Source organism: Reyranella sp., from assembly GCF_044224635.1.
Classification (GTDB): domain Bacteria; phylum Pseudomonadota; class Alphaproteobacteria; order Reyranellales; family Reyranellaceae; genus Reyranella.
Window position 1 is genome coordinate 39,863 of record NZ_JBGAKA010000038.1, and the last position, 20,726, is coordinate 60,588.

General features: G+C 65.8%; 22 protein-coding genes. 7 read left to right on the plus strand and 15 right to left on the minus strand.

The window, feature by feature from the left end:
- Window positions 1-20: 20 nt before the first annotated feature.
- A complete protein-coding gene (locus ACILR9_RS26975; RefSeq protein WP_395713069.1) occupies window positions 21-374 on the minus strand; it encodes a RidA family protein in 354 nt (117 codons plus the stop codon).
- Between the two features lie 175 nt (window positions 375-549).
- Window positions 550-2,133, minus strand: a complete 1,584-nt coding sequence (locus ACILR9_RS26980) for a peptide chain release factor 3 (protein WP_395713070.1) — start codon at window positions 2,131-2,133, stop codon at window positions 550-552.
- 241 nt (window positions 2,134-2,374) lie between these two features.
- Between ACILR9_RS26980 and ACILR9_RS26985 the strand changes: the two genes are divergently transcribed.
- A complete protein-coding gene (locus tag ACILR9_RS26985) occupies window positions 2,375-2,680 on the plus strand; it encodes a hypothetical protein (protein WP_395713071.1) in 306 nt (101 codons plus the stop codon).
- Here ACILR9_RS26985 and ACILR9_RS26990 read toward each other — a convergent pair.
- The 7 genes from ACILR9_RS26990 to ACILR9_RS27020 form a co-directional block, all read right to left on the minus strand.
- A complete protein-coding gene (locus ACILR9_RS26990) occupies window positions 2,622-4,124 on the minus strand; it encodes an FAD-dependent oxidoreductase (RefSeq protein ID WP_395713072.1) in 1,503 nt (500 codons plus the stop codon). The two genes, ACILR9_RS26985 and ACILR9_RS26990, sit on opposite strands and share 59 nt — an antisense overlap.
- Window positions 4,125-4,138: 14 nt before the next feature.
- Window positions 4,139-5,248, minus strand: coding sequence for a mandelate racemase/muconate lactonizing enzyme family protein (locus ACILR9_RS26995; protein WP_395713073.1), 1,110 nt, complete (start codon window positions 5,246-5,248; stop codon window positions 4,139-4,141).
- Between the two features lie 45 nt (window positions 5,249-5,293).
- Window positions 5,294-5,968, minus strand: coding sequence for an amino acid ABC transporter permease (locus ACILR9_RS27000; RefSeq protein WP_395713074.1), 675 nt, complete (start codon window positions 5,966-5,968; stop codon window positions 5,294-5,296).
- Window positions 5,969-5,970: 2 nt separating this feature from the next.
- Window positions 5,971-6,606 (minus strand): amino acid ABC transporter permease, encoded by a 636-nt coding sequence (locus ACILR9_RS27005; RefSeq protein ID WP_395713075.1) that lies wholly within the window; start codon window positions 6,604-6,606, stop codon window positions 5,971-5,973.
- A gap of 54 nt (window positions 6,607-6,660) precedes the next feature.
- Window positions 6,661-7,533 carry a transporter substrate-binding domain-containing protein gene (locus tag ACILR9_RS27010; RefSeq protein ID WP_395713076.1) on the minus strand — a complete coding sequence of 291 codons (873 nt, stop codon included), beginning with the start codon at window positions 7,531-7,533 and terminating at the stop codon, window positions 6,661-6,663.
- A 22-nt stretch (window positions 7,534-7,555) separates the two neighbouring features.
- Window positions 7,556-8,278, minus strand: a complete 723-nt coding sequence (locus ACILR9_RS27015) for an amino acid ABC transporter ATP-binding protein (protein WP_395713104.1) — start codon at window positions 8,276-8,278, stop codon at window positions 7,556-7,558.
- Window positions 8,279-8,440: 162 nt separating this feature from the next.
- Window positions 8,441-9,175 (minus strand): GntR family transcriptional regulator, encoded by a 735-nt coding sequence (locus tag ACILR9_RS27020; RefSeq protein ID WP_395713077.1) that lies wholly within the window; start codon window positions 9,173-9,175, stop codon window positions 8,441-8,443.
- A 160-nt stretch (window positions 9,176-9,335) separates the two neighbouring features.
- Between ACILR9_RS27020 and ACILR9_RS27025 the strand changes: the two genes are divergently transcribed.
- Window positions 9,336-10,502 (plus strand): NAD(P)/FAD-dependent oxidoreductase, encoded by a 1,167-nt coding sequence (locus ACILR9_RS27025; protein WP_395713078.1) that lies wholly within the window; start codon window positions 9,336-9,338, stop codon window positions 10,500-10,502.
- 16 nt (window positions 10,503-10,518) lie between these two features.
- Window positions 10,519-11,529: an asparaginase gene (locus tag ACILR9_RS27030; RefSeq protein ID WP_395713079.1), complete on the plus strand. Its 1,011-nt coding sequence runs from the start codon at window positions 10,519-10,521 to the stop codon at window positions 11,527-11,529.
- 52 nt (window positions 11,530-11,581) lie between these two features.
- On the opposite strand, the gene ACILR9_RS27035 is transcribed toward ACILR9_RS27030, so the two are convergent.
- From ACILR9_RS27035 to ACILR9_RS27045, 3 genes are all read right to left on the minus strand, one after another.
- A complete protein-coding gene (locus ACILR9_RS27035) occupies window positions 11,582-12,016 on the minus strand; it encodes a PIN domain-containing protein (protein WP_395713080.1) in 435 nt (144 codons plus the stop codon).
- 9 nt (window positions 12,017-12,025) lie between these two features.
- Entirely contained in the window at window positions 12,026-12,307 is a 282-nt protein-coding gene (locus tag ACILR9_RS27040) for a hypothetical protein (RefSeq protein ID WP_395713081.1), read from the minus strand.
- A gap of 100 nt (window positions 12,308-12,407) precedes the next feature.
- Window positions 12,408-14,222 carry an ABC-F family ATP-binding cassette domain-containing protein gene (locus ACILR9_RS27045; RefSeq protein WP_395713082.1) on the minus strand — a complete coding sequence of 605 codons (1,815 nt, stop codon included), beginning with the start codon at window positions 14,220-14,222 and terminating at the stop codon, window positions 12,408-12,410.
- Between the two features lie 78 nt (window positions 14,223-14,300).
- Between ACILR9_RS27045 and ACILR9_RS27050 the strand changes: the two genes are divergently transcribed.
- The 3 genes from ACILR9_RS27050 to ACILR9_RS27060 all read left to right on the plus strand — a co-directional run bounded on the left by ACILR9_RS27050 (window position 14,301) and on the right by ACILR9_RS27060 (window position 16,105).
- A complete protein-coding gene (locus ACILR9_RS27050) occupies window positions 14,301-15,251 on the plus strand; it encodes a hypothetical protein (protein ID WP_395713083.1) in 951 nt (316 codons plus the stop codon).
- An 11-nt stretch (window positions 15,252-15,262) separates the two neighbouring features.
- Window positions 15,263-15,598 carry a DUF1491 family protein gene (locus ACILR9_RS27055; protein WP_395713084.1) on the plus strand — a complete coding sequence of 112 codons (336 nt, stop codon included), beginning with the start codon at window positions 15,263-15,265 and terminating at the stop codon, window positions 15,596-15,598.
- A 210-nt stretch (window positions 15,599-15,808) separates the two neighbouring features.
- Window positions 15,809-16,105: an antibiotic biosynthesis monooxygenase family protein gene (locus ACILR9_RS27060; RefSeq protein ID WP_395713085.1), complete on the plus strand. Its 297-nt coding sequence runs from the start codon at window positions 15,809-15,811 to the stop codon at window positions 16,103-16,105.
- Between the two features lie 18 nt (window positions 16,106-16,123).
- On the opposite strand, the gene ACILR9_RS27065 is transcribed toward ACILR9_RS27060, so the two are convergent.
- Window positions 16,124-16,921: a class I SAM-dependent methyltransferase gene (locus tag ACILR9_RS27065; RefSeq protein WP_395713105.1), complete on the minus strand. Its 798-nt coding sequence runs from the start codon at window positions 16,919-16,921 to the stop codon at window positions 16,124-16,126.
- A 49-nt stretch (window positions 16,922-16,970) separates the two neighbouring features.
- Between ACILR9_RS27065 and ACILR9_RS27070 the strand changes: the two genes are divergently transcribed.
- Complete coding sequence (locus tag ACILR9_RS27070) at window positions 16,971-17,993, plus strand: C45 family autoproteolytic acyltransferase/hydolase (protein WP_395713106.1); 1,023 nt, start codon at window positions 16,971-16,973, stop codon at window positions 17,991-17,993.
- Between the two features lie 97 nt (window positions 17,994-18,090).
- On the opposite strand, the gene coaD is transcribed toward ACILR9_RS27070, so the two are convergent.
- On the minus strand, window positions 18,091-18,597 hold the full coding sequence (gene coaD, locus ACILR9_RS27075; protein WP_395713086.1) for a pantetheine-phosphate adenylyltransferase: 507 nt from the start codon (window positions 18,595-18,597) through the stop codon (window positions 18,091-18,093).
- 141 nt (window positions 18,598-18,738) lie between these two features.
- The gene (locus ACILR9_RS27080) at window positions 18,739-20,334 is read right to left on the minus strand and encodes an ABC transporter substrate-binding protein (protein WP_395713087.1); all 1,596 of its coding nucleotides are present in this window, start codon (window positions 20,332-20,334) and stop codon (window positions 18,739-18,741) included.
- Window positions 20,335-20,726: the final 392 nt, after the last annotated feature.

The following is a 20,726-nucleotide window of genomic DNA, read 5'->3' on the forward strand; positions in this document are numbered from 1 at the left end:
GGCGGCGACCTTAGCAGAGCCTAGCGCGCCGCGACGACCATGATTTCGACCTTCATCCTCGGGTCGTTCAGGCGGGCCTGCACGGTGGCGCGCGCCGGCGTCTGGCCGGGCACCACCCAGGCGTCCCACACCGCGTTCAGGGCGGCGAAGTCGGCGATGTCGGCCAGCCAGATCACGGCGCTCAGGATCCTGCTCCTGTCGCTGCCGCCGCGCGCCAGCAGCGCATCGATCTCGGCCAGGGCCTGCCTCACCTGGCCGGCGATGTCGAGCGAGGTGTCCTCCGGGATCATGCCGGAGAGGTACATGCGGTCGCCGTAGACGCTTGCCTCGCTGAGCCGCGGCCCCGGGTCGATGCGGGTGACCTTTTCACTCATCTTGCTTCCTTGGCGCTAGGGTCGCTGGTTGAGCCTACCGAACATGAAGAAAGATCCCTCGCTGCGCGCGGGATGACAACGAGGATGTGGCCACAACCCTGCTGTCATCCCGAGCGCAGCGACGGATCTTTAAGCAGTGCCTGATCGGAAAGACTTCCGGCATCGAATGCTTCGCTCACGCCCGCTCGCGGATGTCGGAGAAGCGTACTTTCGGCGAGCGTTCGGCGATGTAGCCAAGCTCCCAGGCATTGCGCGCCAGGAAGACCGGCGAACCATCGCGGTCTTCCGACATGCCGCCGCGGTTGACCGACATGAAAGCCTCGAGATCTGCCTTGCTGTCGGCGGAAATCCAGCGCGCCGTCTCGAACGGCGCCGGCTCGAGGTCGATCTTGATCTGATACTCGGCCTCGACGCGGGTCTTCAGCACGTCGAGTTGCAGCTCGCCGACGACGCCCACGATGTGATCGCCGCCGATGATGCGGCGGAACACCTGGGTCACGCCCTCCTCGGCGAGGTCATCGAGCGCGCGCTTGAGCTGCTTGGATTTCATCGGGTCCTCGAGCTTCACGCGGCGCAGGATTTCCGGCGCGAAGTTGGGAATGCCGGTGATCTTGACCGTCTCGCCCTCGGTCAGCGTGTCGCCGACCCTGAGCACGCCGTGATTGGGCACGCCGATGATGTCGCCCGGCCACGCCTCGTCGACGATCTCGCGCTCGCGGGCGAAGAACAGGATGGGCGAGTTGACCGACAGCACCTTGCCGGTGCCCATCTGGGTGAGCTTCATGCCGCGCCGGAACCTGCCGCTGCACAGGCGCAGGAAGGCGATGCGGTCGCGATGGTTGGGGTCCATGTTGGCCTGGACCTTGAAGACGAAGCCAGCGACCTTGGGATCGACCGGATCGATCGGCCGCGGCTCGGCCGGCTGCGGCCGCGGCGGCGGCGCCCACGCGGCCAGCGCGTCGAGGAGCTCGCGAACGCCGAAATTGTTGTAGGCGCTGCCGAAGAACACCGGCGTCAGGTGCCCGGCACGGTACGACTCCAGGTCGAAGGCGGGATAGCCGGCGCGCACCAGCTCGACCTCCTCGGCCAGCCGGTCGTCGGCGATGGTGTAGTTCTCGATCACCTCGCCGATGCGGCTGCGGTCGGCCGTATCGAACACCAGCATGCGATTGCGCGCGAGGTCGTAGGTTCCCTTGAACGCCTGCCCAGAGCCGGTCGGCCAGGTCATCGGCGCGACGTCGAGCGCCAGGGTCGAGGCAATCTCGTCCAAGAGCTCGATCGGATCCTTGGCCTCGCGGTCGAGCTTGTTGATGAAGGTGATGATCGGCACGTCACGCAGGCGGCAGATCTCGAACAGCTTGCGGGTGCGCGCCTCGATGCCGCGGGCGGCGTCGATCACCATCACCGCCGAATCGACCGCGGTCAGGGTGCGGTAGGTGTCCTCGCTGAAATCCTCGTGGCCCGGCGTGTCCAGGAGATTGAACACCGCGCCGCCATACTCGAAATGCATCACCGAGGTGGTGACCGAGATGCCGCGCTGCTGCTCGATCTTCATCCAGTCCGAGCGCGCCCGTCGCGCCTCGCCACGCGCCTTGACAGCCCCGGCGACATGGATGGCGCCGCCGAACAGCAGCAGCTTCTCGGTCAGCGTCGTCTTGCCGGCGTCGGGATGGGAGATGATGGCAAACGTCCGCCGCAGGCCGGCGGGATGGCCGGCGAGATGGGCGTCGAACGCAGGGGACAGGGCGGAATCGGGCACGGGTGGGAGTTCCAGGGGAGTGCGGGGGTTAACCGAGGCCTCGCGGGTCGTCAATCGCGCAATTGCCGGCGGACAGGCGTGAGGGAGGCCGGCACGCGCGTGCGATGTATGGTCTCCCTTGAGCTTCGGGACGCCGCTTCTGCATCACTGCCACAGCCATCGCCATCCCTGCAATTGATTGACGACAGCCTGGCCACGCGGCCGGCGGAGGCGTGTTTTGAGTTCTTTGAGGAACGAGATCGTGCAGTCAGTCCACCACTGGACCGACGAGTTGTTCAGCTTCAGGACCACCCGCGATAAGGGTTTCCGCTTCGCCAGCGGGCAGCTCACGATGATCGGCCTCGAGGTCGACGGCAAGCCGCTGCTGCGCGCCTACTCGATCGCCAGCGCCCCCTACGACGACGCGCTCGACTGCTTCAAAGCGCAGATCGGGAGCGGTAGCTCGACGCGACGACGGACTGTGGCAACGGCTGGCAGGGGTTCCCGGCTCAGCCGCCGCTCACGGCTGCAAGGGCAGCGTGCCTGCCTGCCCGGCGACCTGATGTGAAGGCCCAGCCGATGTGGTGACCCAACCCCTCCAGCAGCATGCCTCCCATGCCGATGAAGCCCGCGGCGTAAAGCCCCGGAATGGCGCGATCGCCCTGCCCCAGCACTCGATGCCGCTCATCCACCGCGACTCCGGAATCGGCGTAGGTGATGTAATAGCGAACAGGTCCCAGGGCGACATAGGGGCCCGCTCCGAACGGTCGCCGAGGCGAGGGACCAGCGGCGGCGCTTGCGTTGTATTCGACGATCGTCCGCTGCAGCGAGCCCGGCGTCATTCCGAGCCTGCGCTCCAGACCGGCCAGATCCCGCGCCTCGTGATAGACATCCTTGCGGCTCCGCCGGTAGTCGGGGAGATAGGCGTAGGCGATGCCCGGGGCCGTCGAGACATAGTGTGGCGGATGAGAGAATTTCTCGCGCAGCTCGCCGTCGAGCAGAAAATACGCCATCCCCTCGGGCTGCTGGGGTATATCGAGATTGGGATCGCCAAGCTCGTCGGTGAAGCGACGGCCCTCCCGGTTGATCATCAGCCCGCCTTCCTTGAGCATGTTGGCGGAGGCGCGCAGCACGGCAGTCAGGAAGCTCATCACGAACGGCCGCAGCAACCCGGCCGGGAGCAGGTCGAGCGCCCAGATCATCGGCTTCGTGACCAGCGCAATCGGCGGCAGGGAGGCGAGAAATCTTGGCGGCGGCGGATCGAAGCGGGCGCCGCCAAGATGAACGTGGGAATTGATCAACCGTCCGCCCAAGGCCAGGACCATGCGATGCCCGTCGCCGGTATTCGTCGGATTGGCCGGCTTGGCGAGGGAGACTTCGGGGCCGATATAGTGCGTGCGCATCTCGCGGTCGCCGCTGAAATCACCTGTCGCAAGAACGACGCCGCCCCTCGCTCTGAACTCGACCATGGCCTCGCCGCACGCGGCTCGGACGCCGACCACGCGGTCATCCAGGCGAACAAGATCGCTTACCGCCGTCTCCGCTTCGATGTGGACGCCCATCCGGCGCGCACGGCGTGCCAGGTGGTAGACATAGGCTCCCGAGGTCGGCAGCACGTTGTGCATTCGGGGTCGGCGATGCGGCGGCTCCAGGGTCGGCCCGATGAACGCCACGCCCATCGATGAGAGCCAGCGGAACGTGTCCGTCACATTGTCGACCAGCACGCGGCGCAGCGCCGTGTTGTCGGGCAGGTTTCGGCGGGCGCAGAACAGGCCCATGTCCTCGAAATGATCGTCCGGCGAATCGAGGATCCCCAGGCGCAGCTGCAGGGGAGTATTGGAGGCGCTGAAAGACCCGACCGAGCGCGCAGTCGACCCGCCCAGCTTGGAGTTCTTTTCAAGCAGGACGACACTGCGCCCCAGCGATCGCGCTTCGATCGCGGCAGCGAGGCCGGCGCCGCCACCGCCGACGACCACGACATCGTAGGTTCGTACCGATGTTGCGCCGGTCATCCTCAGGCCCATCCTCAGACCTTGTATTTCGCGACCTTGGCCCAGTCGACCTGCACGCCAAGGCCGGGCGCGTCGGTCAGGCGTACCTCCGCCGGATAGGGCGGCAACGGATCGACGATCAGGTCATCGACCGCCCGCGCCAGCGGTGAGGCATGCGTTCCGCGCGCGCCGTCGATCGAGGCCGCAAAATGATGCGCTGCCGCCAGGCCGATCCCGGATGCGGTCGAGCAACCGGGCAGGACGCTGAGGCCGGCCGCTTCGCAGATCGTGGCAATCTCCATGCACTTGCTGACGCCCCCGAGCATAGCGAGCTTGACATGGATCCCGTCGGCCGCTCCCATCTCCGCGACCCGGAGAATGTCGGCCGGCGCCCCAATGCTCTCTTCCAGGGCGATCTTGTTGGGCACCAGCGGCCGCAGCGCCGCGAGCGAGCGGAGCTCGTGGCGCGGCAAGGGTTGCTCCACCCATTCCACGTTGGCCTCGGCGAACAGCGGCAGGTACTTGAGCGCATCCTTGAAGCTGTAGCCTTCCGTGCAATCGATCTTCAGGCTGACGTCGGGACCGCAGGCCTCGTGCACGGCCCTGATCACCGCCAGATCGTGCCGTGGACCCTGCGGGTGCCCGCATTTGATCTCGATCTGTCGACACCCCGCCGAGATTCCCTTCAAGGCAAGCTCCACGGCAGACGCGGGCTCCATGAAGCCGATGCCGTAGCCCGGCCCTTCGACCGCGACCGGTATCTCGTTGCTGCCGCCCAGATAGCGCCAGACGGGAATGCCCAGGGCCTTTCCAATGAGATCGTGAAGCGCAATGTCGATCGCGCCCTTGGCCGGCAACTGGCCATTGACGGCCTCGTCCATGCGTCGCCACACGCTGCGAATGGAGAACGGATCGGCCCCGACGATTGCCGGCGCGAGATATCTCTCCAGGATGACCGCGTGTGCCTCCATGACCGTCGAATTCCACTTGGCCTCGGTCACGCACTCGCCAATCCCCTCGACACCGTCGTCGGTGCGCAGCCGGACGATGACGTTGTCGAGCGCCGACAGCGTCAGCGTGGTGATCCGGTGCACCCGATGGTAGGGAATGCGGTAGGGAATGATTTCGACGTCGGTGATCTTCATCGGTCGCAGGTCCAGTCTTGTCGCTTCGAACGGTTCCGGTTGGCGCTAGGCATGCTTCAGCCCGCCCGCCTCCATCCGCTCCAGCCGCTTGCTGAGCACGGAAAGGCCGTAATTCATCAGAAAGTACACGATCGCCACCAGGAGATAGACCGGCACCGGCTGGAACGGCGGCCGCGTCGTCAACAGCACGGCGCGCTCGAAGAATTCCGGCACGCCGATGACGACCACGAGCGACGTCGCCTTCAGCAGCGACGTCATCTGGGTCACCAGCGCCGGCACCATGCGGCGCAGCGCCAGGGGAAAGCGGATCTGCAGGAAGATCTGCAGGTCGCTGAAGCCCTGGGCGGTTGCCGCCTGAATGAGACCCGCCTCCACCGACAGGAACCCGGCCCGCATGATCTCGGCCGTCACGGCACCGGTGAATCCCGAAAGCGCGATCACCGCCGCGGGAAAGGGTTCCAGGTTGATGCCAAAAACCGGCTTCGACAGGAAGTACACCGCGAAGATGAAGAGCAGCAGCGGCAGCGCCCGAATGACCTCGATATAGATCACCGCCGGATATCGCACGACGGCGAGTTGCGACATCCGGGCCAGCGCCAGCAGATTGCCGATGATGAAGGATAGCGCTCCGCAGATGACGGCGAGCAGCACCGTCACTGCCAGGCCATTGGCCAGCAGTCGCATGACGCCGGCGTTGAACAGCCAACCGAGATCGGACATCGCTAGCGCCTCGCCATGGCCCGCTCCAACGCGTTGACGACCGCGGCCGTGGGCAGGGTGAGAAGGAAGTACAGGACCGCCGCCGCCAGGAACGCCACCGAATAGGCGAAGGTATGCGAGCCCACGAAGTTCGCCGCGCCGAGAATCTCGCCCAACGACACGGCGGAACCGAGAGACGTGTTCTTGATGACGTTGATGGATTCGCTCCCGAGCGGCGGGATCACATTGCGAATCGCCTGCGGCAGGATGATCAGGCGCATGGCCTGCGCATAGGACATTCCGTAGGCGGTCGCACATTCGAGCTGTCCAGGATGCACGGCAGCGATCCCGCTGCGGATCACCTCGGCCATGTTCGCGCCGCCGTACAGCCCGACACCCAGCACGACGGCCATGAAGGGCGACATCTCCACGTCGACGCTGGGAAGGGCGAAGAAAAAGAAGAAAATGATGACGATCGGCGGGACGTTGCGGAAGAACTCGACATAGGCCGCGCCGAATGCCCGCACGGGACCAGAGCGGACCAGCCTGAGCTGAGCAACGACCAGCGCCACGGCCATGGCGACGACCCAGGCTGCCGCGGACGCGGCGATCGTGGTCAATAGCCCGTCCAGGAGCACCTGCCGATATTCCTCGAGCACATACCAGCTCATTGGTGCCTGTCCCGTCCCGACGCCATCACCTGCTCAGCGTCGTCACGATGTGGATTCGGCAAAACGCTTGGCCGCCTCGGCGGGCGGCATCCCGTACCAGCTGTCGAGATCCTCGGGCAAGGTCTTGTCGATCCATTTCCTGTAGAAGGCCGCGTACTGCCCATCGTTCTTGATCTTGATCAGAGCGTCGTTGATGGCCGTGGTGAGCGAATCGTTCCCCTTCTTGATCCCGAGCCCCCAAGCCTCGAAAGTGAACTTGCCTCCCACCATCTTCGTGTTCGGATCCGCTTCGACCATGTCCATCAGCAGCAGGTAGCCCGTGGTGAAGGCTTCGCAACGCCTTGCCCGGAGTCCGAGAAAGCCTTCGGAATCGGTCGTGAAGTTGAGGATCTCGGCATCCGGAACCAGCTTGCGGATGGTTTGATCCGGCGTCGAACCCGTGGTCGTGCAGACCTTGCGCTTCGCCAGGTCCTTGTAGGACTGGACCGGGGAATCCTTGCGGACAAGCAGCGATTGGCCAACCCGCAGATAGACGTTCGAATAATCGATCTCGCGCATCCGCTGCTGGGAGATCGTCAGCGTGGCGGCGAGGATATCGACGCGGTTGGTGTTGAGCTGAGTGATGCGATTCTGCGATGTCACAGGCACGAGCTCCACAGCGGCATCGGGCCCGAGAATGATCCGGCTGATCGCCTTGGCGATGTCGACATCGAAGCCCTTCACCTCGTTGGTGTTCGTGTCGAGCGCGCCGAAGCGGGAGGATTCGATTCGGACGCCGACGATCAGCTTTCCGCGTTTCCTGATCTCCTCCAGCTTGCCGTCGCCGGTCTGCGCCTGCACCGCGGCGAGCGGCGCCAGCAGGCCGAGCACAATGCAAACCGTGGCGTGGATCGAGCGTAGAAGGCGATGGTGCATGGGTCTTTCCTCCGGGTGATAGCTAAAGGATCTTGGACAGGAAGGCCTTGGTGCGGTCGTGTCGCGGATTGTCGAAGAATGCAGCGGGCGGTCCCTGCTCGACGATCGCGCCCTCGTCGATGAAGATCACCCGATCGGCGACCTCGCGGGCAAAGCCCATCTCGTGGGTGGCAACCACCATGGTGATACCGCTGCGCGCGAGGTCCTTCATCGCATCGAGAACTTCATGGATCATCTCGGGATCGAGCGCGCTCGTCGGCTCGTCGAACAGCAGGATGCGCGGCCGCATCGCAAGCGCACGCGCGATCGCGACACGCTGCTGCTGGCCGCCGGACAATTCACGCGGATAGCGGTCCGCCTTGTCGGTCACGCCGACCCGCTGCAGCAGCTCGCGCGCGAACCGGTCGGCCTCGGCGCGCGGTTCTTTCTTCACGTTGATCGGGGCAAGCGTGACGTTCTGCAGGACCGTCTTGTGCGGATAGAGATTGAACTGCTGGAAAACCATGCCGATCTGGCGCCGGATGGCGCGAATGTCGGTCTCCTTGGTCTCGATCGGCACGCCGTCCACCAGCAGCGACCCGCCGTCGATCGGTTCGAGGCGGTTGATGCACCGGATGAGCGTGCTCTTTCCCGACCCCGACGGCCCGATGACGACAATCACCTCGCCCTCGCGCACCTGGAGATCGACGTCCTTCAGGACGTGATGCGTGCCGTAGTGCTTGTTGACCCGGCGAAACTCGATGATCGACGCTTGCCGGGCATCGCCTGGCGTGCCGACCGCGCCGCGTCCCGGGAGCGCGCCATGCCGGTTGGCGCTCATCGGCAAAATCTGCCCGACGGACGGCCTGCGTACAGATCTGCATACAACCAGCCGATATGGAGGGGGAGGGAAATCACGGCACGCACCCTAGAACGGACTGTCGGCACGAGACGTTTTCGGCATGTAGAGAAGGCCATAGGCTTCGCGAATCGATGACGTGATCTCCTCGAGGCGACGAGAGATGTGCTTCTGCAGGATCACCACACAGCCCTCGACATCCTTTTTCTGCAAAGCCCGAGCTATCTCGAGATGCTCGTTCTGGGTCGACTTGCGGCCGCGACGATCCATGTCGATCCAGCGTACGAACCTGATGCGATCGTTGATGTTGCGAAGAACCTTGAGCATCTCCCGGTTCCCGGTGAGGTGCATGACGGCTTCGTGGAAATGTTCGTCATAGCCGACGAGCGTCGATGTCGAAGCCCCGTCGCAATCGCTGGTCTTGTCGAGGAACGTGAAGAGCTTGTCGATCTCCCGCGAATCCCCGAGCTCGGCCGCCAGGGGTACGCCGCCGCATTCCACAGCCGCCCTCAGCTGATAGAGCTCATGAATCTCCTTGGGATCGAGGGACCGGCAGAAGAAGCCCTTGCCGGACCTGGATTGCAGGAAGCCTTCCATCGACAGGCGGTTCAGGGCCTCGCGCAAGGGCGTCCTGCTGAGCCCCAATTTCTTTGCCAGCTCGCTCTCGTTGAGCCGCTCGTCCGGCTTGAACCGGAAGGTCGTCACCATAGCCCGGACCTGCTCGTAGGCGCGGTCGGCATAACTTTCGTCCGCAGCGCTCGCATCCGGGGTGCGTCGTCGGGAGATCAGGGCTTGCGGCGCCATTCATTCCTCGCTTGCGGCCAAGGCTGGTGAGCCGCCGATCCGGCTGCAGTCGTTGGCATTGACACAGCTGTATTCAGCCTAGTACGCAGATGGCGGCGCAGCAACGTGTCCGTGGCGCACACGGTACGCCAAATCCGAGCGACGGGAGCGAAGGGCCGCTATGCGCAATCCATACGATCTCTGCATCATCGGAGGCGGCATCATCGGGTGCGCCGTGGCGTTCTATTCGGCTCGTCTCGGCCTGCGACCGATCCTGCTCGAACGCGGCGCCCTTGCGGGTGGGTCATCCGGCATCAATCCGGGAACGGTTTCGCTCGCGACCAAGGCGCCTGGCGAGCACGCCACCCTTGCCCTGGCCGGCATCGGGGAGTTCGCCTGGCTGGAGGACTGTTTGGGCGGCACCTTCGACTACGTCCAGGCAGGCTCGCTGGTGATCTTCGAGACGGGCGAGGAGCGCGCGTTTGCCGAGCGTCATGCCGAAGGACTGAAGGCGTGCGGCGTCGACATCGCCGTCGTCGGGGCCGGCGAGGCGCGAAACATCCAGCCAATCCTGGAGGGACCGATCCAGGGCGCTTTGTGGTCGCCGCGGGATCTCCTGGTGAATTCGGGAAAGCTGACGCGGGCGTTGGCGGCGGCAGCGAGCAAGGCCGGCGCCGAGATCCGCGAGCAGTCGCCGGTCGATGGCGTCGCCGCGGTCGCAGGCAACTGGACCATCCACTCCAACGGGCAAGACGTGTCCGCGCGCTGGCTCGTCAATGCCGCCGGCGTCGGCGCACCGGCCGTCGCCGAGTGGGTGGGGCTGAACCACGACATATTCCCGCGCAAGGGCCAATTGCTCGAGACGACGCCGGTGCCTGCAGCGGCTCCCGTGCGGGTGACCTCGGTGCAGGAGCTGCTGCGCAAGCAGGGCCGCAAGATGACGGTACAACCAGGGCCTTCCGTCGACGTCGGCCTGACACCGCAACGAAGCGGAGCCGTCTTCCTCGGCGGCACCCAGGAGCGGGTGGGACTCGACGCTAGTCTCGACCCGGCAACGTTGGGCACCATCGCGATCAAAGCGGCCCGGCTGTTCCCGAGCCTCAGCCATGGGGCGATCGTACGCGCCTGGTGCGGCTTCCGACCGGCGACGCCCAACGGCCATCCTCTGGTCGGCACGATGCCCGCCTGCTCCAACTACATCATTGCCGGCGGACACGGCGGCGACGGCGTCGCCCTGGCGCCCATCACCGGCCGCTATGTCGCCGAGCTGGTGCAACGACAGGGCAGCCTGCCTGCCTTCGCGCACTACGCCGCGCAACGGCTCTCCCAGTCCGTCTCGGCATCGTAGAGACCGCGAACCCGCCATGTCCGGGAGCCGCCTGCCGCGCGTCGCGCTGATCGGCACGGGGGGAACGCTGTCGACGATCTCCCGTCATTCCCTGGATTTGTTCGACTACGGCACCGGGGCAAGGATCGTCGGGCCCGAGGTGCTGGCGGCGGAGCTTCCGCCGCTCCGCGACGTTGCCGAGATCGTCCCGATCCCCTTTCGCACCATCGACAGCCTCGACATCACACGCGACGACTGGATCGCCCTCGACCGGACGATCCGGGAAACGGCGGACAGGACCAGGCCGCTCGACGGTATCGTCGTGACTCACGGGACGGGAACCCTCGAGGAGACCGCGTACTTCCTGAACCTGACCGTCAAGGCAACTGTCCCTGTGGTCCTCGTCGGAGCCTTCCGGCCCTGGAATGTGATCGGCAGCGACGGACCACTCAATCTGTTGAACGCGGTCCGCGTCGCCATTGCACCGCAGAGCAGAGGATGCGGTGTCCTCGCCTTGCTCCAAGACGAGATCCATGCGGCGCGCGACGTCAGCAAGGAGATCGGCTTCCGAACGCACGGCTTCCGCTCGCCGGAGCTCGGCATGCTGGGAATGGTCGGTCCCGATGGTGCCGTCTCGGTTTACCGGCATCCGACAAGGCTGCATACGGTGGAATCGGAATTCAACCTCGAGGACATTGCGACGCTACCGCGCGTGGACATCGTGTACTCCTATGCGGAAGCTGGTCGTGAACCGATCGACGCCCTGGTTGCGGCTGGCGTCCAGGGGATCGTGGTCGCTGGCTTCGCGACCGGCCGTCCAGCGCCGACCCAGGAAACGGCGCTGGAGAACGCCCATCGTGGGAACGTGCGCATCTTTCTGGCCGCCCGCTCCGGCCATAGCCCGGTTCCCGGGCACACCTCGCTCAACCGACGCGGATTCGTGAGCGCCGACAATCTGAGCCCGCAGAAGGCTCGCATCCTCGCCATGCTTGGCCTCACGGTGACGAACGATCCGGCACGCCTCCAGGATTTCTTCGATCGCTACTGAGCGTGCCAGCGGGCCTGCGTCAACGTCACTGACGAAAACCCCATTCACGCGGCTACGGAGTCGCCGCTTCGGCAAGCTTCCGCATGAGATTGAGCGTCGACCACGTAGCCACACCCGTTCCCGCGAAGTCGCGATCGGTGGTCCACACATCCCCTTCGACGCTCCACGCCAATGCGAGGACGTGGGCGTCACGCGTCGAGCCATTGCGACTGGCCACGGCGTCGCGGAGCGCGACCTCACACGAAGCAAGCAGCGCTTCGAGTGCGCTGACCGGCACTATGATGAGGGTCGCAACGAGATCGTCCAGGACTTCGAGCAGATCCGGGCGCTTCAGTCCCAGCTCGAGCCTCCGGCGCGCCTCGTGAATCACGCGATCTGTCGTCAACAGCACCGAAACGCGCTGCGCCGCCAGGATTGCACCAGAGCTTCGGCCAAATACCGCCGAGATCAGAATTGCTGCGTCGAGGACAAGGGTCGACGAAGGCATCCGCATCCCTCAGCGCCGCTCATTCTTCAGCGCCCGTACTGCCTCGACAGACCAGTCGGTCGGATCGATACCCATCGCGGCAAGGGCTGCGTCATCCGCCGCCCGATCGCGCCGCTTGGCCAGCGCCTCGGCACGCGCCAGCACGGCGGCGAGGCGATCCGGGTCCGTGGCTTTGAGTGGAATCAGCAACCCGACTGTCCGATCTCCGGATTTCACCGGCGTCGGCCCTGGCAGAGCTCCAATGGCTTCACCGGAAATCTTCTGCAGGTCGCGAATGCTGATGTGGCCCATTGCCTTTACATACATCAGTATGTATTCAAAAGCAAGAGGCAGTAGCGACCCACCCCGTGAGGCAGGCATCGATGCTCAACGACGCATTCTTGGCGTCACGTCAGCCCTTGAGCTCCTCGCGCAGGAGCTCGAGCTCCAGCCATTCGGTCTCGGCGGCGTCGAGCTCGGCCTGGGCGGCGCCGAGGCGGCTGGTCTTGGCGGCGAAGGATGCGGCATCGCGACGGTAAAGGTCCGTGTCGCCCAATGCCTGCTGCAGGGAGCTGATCTCGGCGTGCAGGGCGTCGATCTTCCTGGGCAGCTCGGCAAGCGCCCGTTCACGCTTGTAGCCCAGCCGCCGCGCCGGGGCGGCCGGGGCCTCTGGGCGCGATGCTGCGGCGACGGGCGCCTTGTCGCGCCGCGCTGTCGCCGCCGGCGCCTCGCGCGGGCCGCGCTGCGCCACGTAATCGCTGTAGCCGCCGGCATACTCGATCGCCGTGCCGTCGCCCTCGAGCGCGATCGTCGAGGTCACCAGCCGGTCGAGGAAGTCGCGGTCGTGGCTCACCAGCAGGACGGTGCCGTCGTAGTCCGACAGCGCCTCCTGCAGCAGGTCGAGCGTGTCGGCGTCGAGATCGTTGGTCGGCTCGTCGAGCACCAGCAGGTTGGAGGGTGCGGCCAGCGCCTTGGCGAGCAGCAGCCGGTTGCGCTCGCCGCCCGACAGGGTGCGCACCGGCTGGCGCGCCTGCTCGTCGCGGAACAGGTACTGGCGCAGGTAGCTCATGACGTGCATCGGCCGGCCACGCACCGAGAGATGGTCGTTGCGGTCAGCGAGGATATCCCACGGCGTCTTCTCCGGATCGAGCCCGGCGCGGCGCTGGTCGATCACGACCGGCACCAGGTTGGCGCCCAGCTTCACCGAGCCGGTATCGGGCTCGAGCTCGCCGATCAGCATGCGCAGCAGCGTCGTCTTGCCCGCCCCGTTGGGGCCGATCAGGCCGACACGGTCGCGGCGGAAGATGCGGGTCGAGAAATCGCCGACGATGGTGCGCTCGCCGAAGCGCTTGGCGATGTGGCGCACCGTGATGGCGAGCGAGCCCGACTGCTCGGCGGCGCCGACCTCGATGGTGGCGCGCCCGACGGCGCCGATCTGCTGCTGGCGCTGCTTGCGCAGCGCCTGGAGCTGGCGCAGGCGGCCTTCGTTGCGGGTGCGGCGGGCGCGGATGCTCTTGCCGGCCCATTCGGTCTCGCGCTCGATCAGGCGATCGAGCTTGTGCCGCTCGGTCGCCTCGCGCTCCAGGATGTCGCTCGACCATTCCTCGAACGCGGCGTAGCCCTTGTCGAGCCGGCGCACGATGCCGCGGTCGAGCCACAGCACGGCGCGCGCCAGATTGTCCAGGAAGCGCCGGTCGTGGCTCACCAGCACGTAGGCGCCCTTCCACCCGGCGAGCTTCTCCTCCAGCCATTCGATGGTCGGCAGGTCGAGATGGTTGGTCGGTTCGTCGAGCAGCAGCACGTCGGGCTCGGCCACCAGGGCGCGGGCCAGGGTGGCGCGGCGCGCCTCGCCGCCCGACAGGGTCGCCGGGTCGAGTGTGCCGTCGAGCTTCACTTCTTCGAGCAGCGCGGTGACGCGGTAATCCGATGGCCCATGCGAATCGACGAGCGCGGCCGCGACATAGTGCGCGACGCTGGGATGGCCGGAGAAATCCGGCTCCTGCGGCAGGGTGGCGATGGTGACCCCGGGCTGGGCAAAGCGCGTGCCTGAATCGGCGATCGGCTCGCCGGCCAGGATGCGCAGCAGGGTCGACTTGCCGGCGCCGTTGCGGCCGACCAGGCTCAGCCGCTCGCCCGGCGCAATGCCGAGCTCGACGCCGTCCAGGATGACCTGGCCGCCGAGGCGGTAGCGGATGTCGGAGAGTGCGAGAAGGGGCGGATCGGCCATGGTCGACTGCGTTGGGGAGGCGTACATGGCCCAACCTGTCCACATCGGCAAGAGCGCCAACCGGCGCTACAATTGCGCATGCTGCGTGTCGTCGAGGAACCGCGGCGCATCGAGCGCGCCGTCAAGCGTCTGCAAAGCGCCCTGAAGGGCGTGCCCGCCCGCGGTGTTCGCCTGACCTGGCGCGGCGGCGAGCTCACCACCACCATCCGCTGGATGCGCGACGAAGGCTTCTGGTGGGCCCTCGAAGCGCGCACGGCGAAGAACGGCACCGCCAACCGCTACGGCCTGCTGCTCGGCCATGCGCCGGACGCGCCGGCGCGGCGCGAGAGCGTCACCTGCGAGATCAACCTGGCGCGCGCCGGCGCTGACCGGCGGCTCGCCGGGCTGATCGCGAGCGACGACGCGGGCGCGCTCTATCTCGTCCATTCCGGCCGCATCGGCGGCACCCGGCCAGGCCGGCGCAAGGCTGGCTTCCGCAGCTTCCTGACCGATGGCGTGTGGTGCCCGCTCGCCTGGCCGGACGGCAAGGAGACCGAGGCGCTGGTCGTGGCGCCGCTCGACAGCCCGCGGTTCGCGCGCCTGCTCGGGCAGTTCGTGAAGTCGGTACGCGGCTTCAAGGCCGGCGAAACTCACGCGATGCGGACCGGCTTGTGCGTGCCGCCGGCATCGACCGATTCGGCGCGCGTCGCCTGCGACCGCCAGCTGGTCGACGGCGCCCTGCACGAGGAGCTGGCCAAGCGCGGCTTGTTCGGCGGCGACGCCACTCTCTTCACCCTGCGCGGCGAGCTGCCGCGTCCGCTGTTCGCCCTGGTGGCCGACGGGCGACCGGACGAGCTCGCCCTGGCCGTCGGCTCGCTGTCGCTCGCCGCGGCGCGCGGCGATGCCCGGCTGCGGCCGATCCTGATCGCGCCCGCCGCCCTGATCGATTCGCACGACGCCGCGCTGCAGGCCCTGCCCTTCGCCTGCGTGCGCTACCGCTGGCGCGGCGCGCGCGCCGTGTTCGACAATCTCGACGCCGCGCTGGCGTAGGGCGCGCCGACATGGTGATGGGTCTCACCACCGGGCTATGGATCAGCGCCCAGGTGCGGCTGTGCGATCGCGCGTTCATTCCGGCGACCGTCGTGCGCCGTGGCGACCCTGATGCCGGCACCGTGCTGCTGAAGCTCAACCGCTTCGAGGCTGGTGTCACCGTCTACACCCAGACCAGCTCGTTCGACGACGAGCCGGCGTGGAGCCGCGGCACCGGCGCCACTCCAGTCCCCGAAGCCGAAGCCGACGCCTACATCGCCCGCCAGGTGGCGCGCGATCCCGACCTCTGGGTGCTCGAGATCGAGGACCGCAAGGGGGCCTACAAGATCGATGGCAAGGTCGTGTGAGCGTGGCCCGCTCAACCTCACCACTTGCATTCAGTGAAGGGGTAGCTATCTAATGCTATTAGGAGGCAGACGACCTCTAGCGCGACTGATCGAAGTCCCGCCGGTGAAGCGGTTGGGCCGACCCAGCGCTCGCAGACTAGCGGCGCTCCGCTTGACGCGCGGCAAACCAGGGTAACTACTCCTGCACATCACTCGGTCAGGGGATTCACCATGAAAGTTCGGCTGGTCGTCACAATCAATGCAGTCCCAGGCAAAGGGACGGAACTCGCACAGGCCTTCCGGCAGCGCTGCGCCGAGGTCGCGACGGAACCTGGCTGCGAGCAGTTCGAGGTCTTTCAGAGCGTGCTGAACCCCGACAAGCTCACTCTGCTGGAACTGTGGTCCGACCAGGCCGCACTCGATGCCCACGCCAAGGTAAACGCCACCCGCGCGCCGATGCCGCCGGGGCTGCGGGCCGAAGGCAGTTCGCGCGAGGACTACCAGTACAACCTGACCCGTCCGGCGTAGGCAGCGTCGTGAAAGCTTTCACTTCGGCTTTCTGCTGACGAACAACCCGGTCTGCTTCTCCGTTTCAAGCACCCCGTTCCCTTGGCGAAAGGCATCGACTATTGCCATGCGCAACGCGACGAGCTCGGCCTCGCCGGCCTCGTCGCCGGGCGGATAGGACGTGAGCGCCAGGAAGACGTCTTCCGGCTCGGTGACCCGAAGGACCGCCGGATGCTGTGACATGGCGACGTTGCCGAACCGGGACCGCATCAGTCGATCCGCCGCTTCGTATCCAAAGGCTTCCGTTGCCGGATCATGAGGAGGACTGCCGAACACGGTCGCAAGTTCGTACATCTTGCGCATGTTGCCAGCGCCGTTGGTCGTCACCGCCAGGAAGCCACCCGGCTTCAGCACGCAAAACATCTCGGCGATGGCCCTCGCGGGATCCGGCACATGGTAGAGCATGTGCATTGCGATGACCGCGTCGAAGGAGCCTTCCTCGAAGGGCAGCGCGGCAGCATCGGCCTCCCGACCGCGCACCGATCCGAACGGCAACGTCTTGCAACGATCCTCGGCCTCCCTGACCATGCCGGGCGAGAGATCGGACAGCGTCAGATCGATGTTCGCCGGCAACACACTGGCTGTCGCCGCCCAGAACCAGGCCGGGCCGCAACCGACATCGAGGACTCGGTTGCCGGCTTCGAGGGGCAACTGTCTCGCAACCCACGAGAACCAGCCCACCTCGGCGATCGTATATTCCCGGTTGAGACGCGCACGCGCCTCGAGCTTGCGGCTGTCGCCATACTGCTTTGCGTTGCCGGACGTGAGAAGTGACATGGTGCCTGCCATCAGTGGTGCGAGCAGAGCCTGAGAGTTGGCCTGGGGCATTCTGCAAGCTGGTTGCGAGTCCTGCTACTCTGATCGGGCGGTGCTGAAACGCTTCATCTTTGCGCGCGAGGATCAGCCGGGCGAGCCGTGGCTGTCTCGCTTCATCGCCGGCCGACAGGAAGCTGAACGATGGTACCTCGGGGGGAACCCCGAGAACGCTCCCACGGCCAGGGAATGTCGAGATGCGCTCAACCGGCATATGCCGGAGCTGCTGCCGCAGTATGATCGGGCCTGCAGCCTGGTCGGCGACGATGAACTCGCCCATCGGATCCTGAGTCACTATCGTCCGGCTCCCGTCAGTCACGGCTGCAGCCAGGCGGTGTGGCTCGGGCCCGGTGGCCCGGCGCTGATCCGCAATTACGATTTTCCGCTCGACGTCGTCTCCGACCGCTTCGAGGCCACGTTGTGGTCGGGGCGAGAGGTGATTGCCAAGGCCCAGAGGCCCTGGGGCGGCTGTCTCGACGGCATGAACGAGGAGGGGCTCGTTGCAAGCCTGACGGCGGGTGGAAGCCCGAGCCGGGGTCGCGGCTTCTCGATCATCCTGATGGTGCGTTACGTCCTCGAGACCTGCCGTCGCGTCGACGAGGCGGTTGCGGCGCTGACGCGAATTCCCGTCGCGCTGTCGCAGAACGTGACCTTGCTCGACCGGTCGGGCAACCATGCAACCGTGTTCCTTGGCCCTGATCGGGTTCCAGGAGTCTCGCTGGCGCGAGTCTGCACCAATCACCAGGAACTGATCCCGTCGTCGCCATCACCCGCCATGGCACGCTCGATCGAACGGCAAGACGCTCTGCTCCAGGCTCTCGGGGATCCGACGATGTCACTATCGGCCCTCGTAGATCGGTTTCTCGCGGCACCGCTTTATTCCCGCCATCGCGGATTCACCACGGTCTACACTGCCCTCTATCGGCCGGCTGAAGGTCGGGTCGATTATCTGTGGCCCGGGAAATGCTGCCGCCAGCGCATTGGCCGGTTCGAAGCCGGCGAATATGCCCACGACTACGGCGCGCTCGTCGCGTGAGATTCTGAAGGGGACACGAACCTGAGCCGATTTGGCCAGGCGCGAAGGACGGACGACGTAATGTCATCGTGTGGACGGCACTCCTGTCCGGTGCCCGTCACGCCTGGTTCGCCTCGAGCAGCGCCCCGACCACGCACGGCGTCACGTACTTGCGCAGCGCCGGCGAGCGGTAGCTCGCAAGCTCCTTGATGGTGGTGCTGCTGATGAACTGGAACGACGGCGGTGCCACCAGAAAGACGGTGTTTACCTCGGGCGCCATGTCCACATTGGTGCCGTGCATCTCGAACTCGTAGTTGAAATCCTGCGCCGCGCGCAGGCCGCGGATGTTGAAGGCGACGGCGTGCGTCTTGCAGTAATCCATCAGCAGCCCGCTGAACGTGCCGACCGGAAAGGCGCTCCTGTCCTTGCCGAACCATTTCATGTGCTCGAGCGATTCCTCGATCAGCTCCAGCCGCTTCTCGACCTTGAAGAAGCCGCCGACCTTCTTCGGGTTGACGCCGATCATGATGCGCAGCTCGTCGACGATCAGGCCGCCGCGACGGATCACGTCGAGATGGCCCAGGGTCACGGGATCGAACGAGCCCGCATAGATGCCGCGCTTCATGCCGAGACGGTACTCCGTGCCGGCACCGGGCCGCTACCCCGAACCCGCGCCCGCTCACGTGCGGCGCTCGGCAGCGCCCGGGTCATCTCCGCCTTGGCATAGTATCTTCGCGGAGACGCAATGGGATCGCCCGCGGCTCGTCTACTTGTCCAGCCAGATGTCCTCGTAGCGGTAGCTGTTGAAGATGCTGTTGACCATCAGCGTGGTTCCCTTGACGTGGGAATGCCGGCAGCTCCCGGCGCTGCCGTAGTAGATGATCGGTCGCCCGGCATCCTCCGCCAGCTTGCGCTCGATGGCCCAGACCTGCTGCCTGCGCCGGCTTTCGTCGGCTTCCCTCGATTGCTGCTCGATCATCTTGTCGATCTCGGGATTGCAGTAGCCGTCCCAGTTCAGGCTCGACCCGCAGCCGTAGAACAGGTCGAGCGCCGGGTCGGGATCGGGACCGCTGGTCTGCACGTTCAGGCCGACGGTAAAATCCTTGCGGCGGATCTTGGGGAAGTAGGTGGCGGTCTCGACCGGCTCGAGCTCCGCGTCGAAATGGATCTCCTTGAGCTGGTCGAGCAGCAGCACCGTGGGATCGCGATACGACGCCAGGTCCCGCGTCGTCAGCTTGAGCTTGAGGCGCTTGCCCGGGCCGTAGCCCAGCCCCTCCATGATCGCGCGGGCCTGCTGGCGGTTCTTCTTCACGTCGGGCCCGTATCCCGGCAGATCCTTCAGCATGTCGGGCGGCATGCCCCACAGCCCGGCCGGCGCCGGTTGCAGGATCGTGCCGATGTCGCCCTGGCCTTCGGCGAGAATGTCGATGAATGCCTGCCGATCGATCGACAACGCCATCGCCAGCCGCACATCGCGATTGTCGAACGGCGGAACGGAGCGATTGATGATGACATGGCGGTTCGTGGTGCCCGGCGTGACCTCGCAGACCGCCGCCGGAGTCTGCTTCCTGACATCCTTCAGGACCGGCAGCGAAACCTGGTAGGGAAACGCCATGTCGAACGTGCCCGAGGTGAAACCCATCATCCCGGTCGCGACGTTCTTGATGATCGTGTACTCGATGCCGTCGAGATGGGGGCGGCCCGGTTTCCAGTAGGCCGGGTTGCGCGCCACCTTGATGTACTGGTTCGGCTTGTAGTCGACGAACACGTACGGCCCGGTCCCGATCGGACGCTTGCGCATCGCCGCAGGCGGCACATGACAGGGATAGACGGCGCCGGTGCCGCCGGCGATCAGCATGAAAAAAGCCGGCTGCGGCCGCTTGAGATGGAAGGTGACCTCCCAATCACCGTTGGGGGTGACGCGGTCGAGATTCTTGAAGACGGAGAACCTGGGGTTGACGCGCAGCTTCTCGACCGACTTCTCCAGCAGGAGGTTCCACGTGCACTCGACGTCCTTGGCGGTGAACGGCTGACCGTCGTGGAACTTGACGCCCTGGCGCAGCCGAAACGTCAGCTGGGTGCCGTCCTCGCTCCACGACCAGTCCGTTGCCAGCTCGGGAACGATCGACTGGAGGCTGTTCTGTTTCACGCCCTGGTCGAAGAGGACCAGGTTGTTGAACACACCCATCATCGGGCCGACGGCAAAGGTCGTTGCCTCTTCCAGGGGAGACATGCTGGCCGGACTGTCCGGCGAATAGACTTTCAGAATGCCGCCGGTCTTCTGGGCCAGAGCGGAGCTGCCGCCCGCAATGCCGGCGAGAAACCAGATAGCCAAAGCAAGCACGCGCAGGTGTCGGATCATTCGCGCCTCCTGCCCGAAGCGGGCGCACTCTCGGAAAAATACGCGCGATAGAGGTGATCGTACGCCACTCACCACAGTGCCGCACACATTAGGCGGCCATGACGCCGAACGATGTCGGCACGACAGTCCGCCACGCGGCGACCGTCGCCCGGCTCCGGACCTGACGAGGTCCGCGGCAGAGGAGGCTTGATCCAACCTCACGCTGCTCGTCGATCAGCCAAGACAAGCCCTGAAAGGATGTCAAGCAATGGCCCGCGCATGGTGTCCCGGTCTGGTCGGAAGGATCACGTTCATTTCTTCCGGACCGCGAGCGGTCCGCTCGCTCATTCTCCTCCCCAACCCTGTTGGTACAGGTGTCCGCGCAACCGCGGGCGGAGGGGTCATGAGCCATG

What these genes read in the sequence shown, in the direction of transcription:
- ACILR9_RS27045 (WP_395713082.1), bottom strand. Translation starts at nt 14,222, where the DNA reads ATGGCCGATCCGCCCCTTCTCGCACTCTCCGACATCCGCTACCGCCTC.
- ACILR9_RS27030 (WP_395713079.1), top strand. Translation starts at nt 10,519, where the DNA reads ATGTCCGGGAGCCGCCTGCCGCGCGTCGCGCTGATCGGCACGGGGGGA.
- ACILR9_RS27080 (WP_395713087.1), bottom strand. Translation starts at nt 20,334, where the DNA reads ATGATCCGACACCTGCGCGTGCTTGCTTTGGCTATCTGGTTTCTCGCC.
- ACILR9_RS27010 (WP_395713076.1), bottom strand. Translation starts at nt 7,533, where the DNA reads ATGCACCATCGCCTTCTACGCTCGATCCACGCCACGGTTTGCATTGTG.
- ACILR9_RS26975 (WP_395713069.1), bottom strand. Translation starts at nt 374, where the DNA reads ATGAGTGAAAAGGTCACCCGCATCGACCCGGGGCCGCGGCTCAGCGAG.
- ACILR9_RS27050 (WP_395713083.1), top strand. Translation starts at nt 14,301, where the DNA reads ATGCTGCGTGTCGTCGAGGAACCGCGGCGCATCGAGCGCGCCGTCAAG.
- coaD (WP_395713086.1), bottom strand. Translation starts at nt 18,597, where the DNA reads ATGAAGCGCGGCATCTATGCGGGCTCGTTCGATCCCGTGACCCTGGGC.
- ACILR9_RS26990 (WP_395713072.1), bottom strand. Translation starts at nt 4,124, where the DNA reads ATGACCGGCGCAACATCGGTACGAACCTACGATGTCGTGGTCGTCGGC.
- ACILR9_RS27025 (WP_395713078.1), top strand. Translation starts at nt 9,336, where the DNA reads ATGCGCAATCCATACGATCTCTGCATCATCGGAGGCGGCATCATCGGG.
- ACILR9_RS27020 (WP_395713077.1), bottom strand. Translation starts at nt 9,175, where the DNA reads ATGGCGCCGCAAGCCCTGATCTCCCGACGACGCACCCCGGATGCGAGC.
- ACILR9_RS27065 (WP_395713105.1), bottom strand. Translation starts at nt 16,921, where the DNA reads ATGTCACTTCTCACGTCCGGCAACGCAAAGCAGTATGGCGACAGCCGC.
- ACILR9_RS27060 (WP_395713085.1), top strand. Translation starts at nt 15,809, where the DNA reads ATGAAAGTTCGGCTGGTCGTCACAATCAATGCAGTCCCAGGCAAAGGG.
- ACILR9_RS27000 (WP_395713074.1), bottom strand. Translation starts at nt 5,968, where the DNA reads ATGTCCGATCTCGGTTGGCTGTTCAACGCCGGCGTCATGCGACTGCTG.
- ACILR9_RS27040 (WP_395713081.1), bottom strand. Translation starts at nt 12,307, where the DNA reads ATGGGCCACATCAGCATTCGCGACCTGCAGAAGATTTCCGGTGAAGCC.
- ACILR9_RS27035 (WP_395713080.1), bottom strand. Translation starts at nt 12,016, where the DNA reads ATGCCTTCGTCGACCCTTGTCCTCGACGCAGCAATTCTGATCTCGGCG.
- ACILR9_RS26995 (WP_395713073.1), bottom strand. Translation starts at nt 5,248, where the DNA reads ATGAAGATCACCGACGTCGAAATCATTCCCTACCGCATTCCCTACCAT.
- ACILR9_RS27055 (WP_395713084.1), top strand. Translation starts at nt 15,263, where the DNA reads ATGGTGATGGGTCTCACCACCGGGCTATGGATCAGCGCCCAGGTGCGG.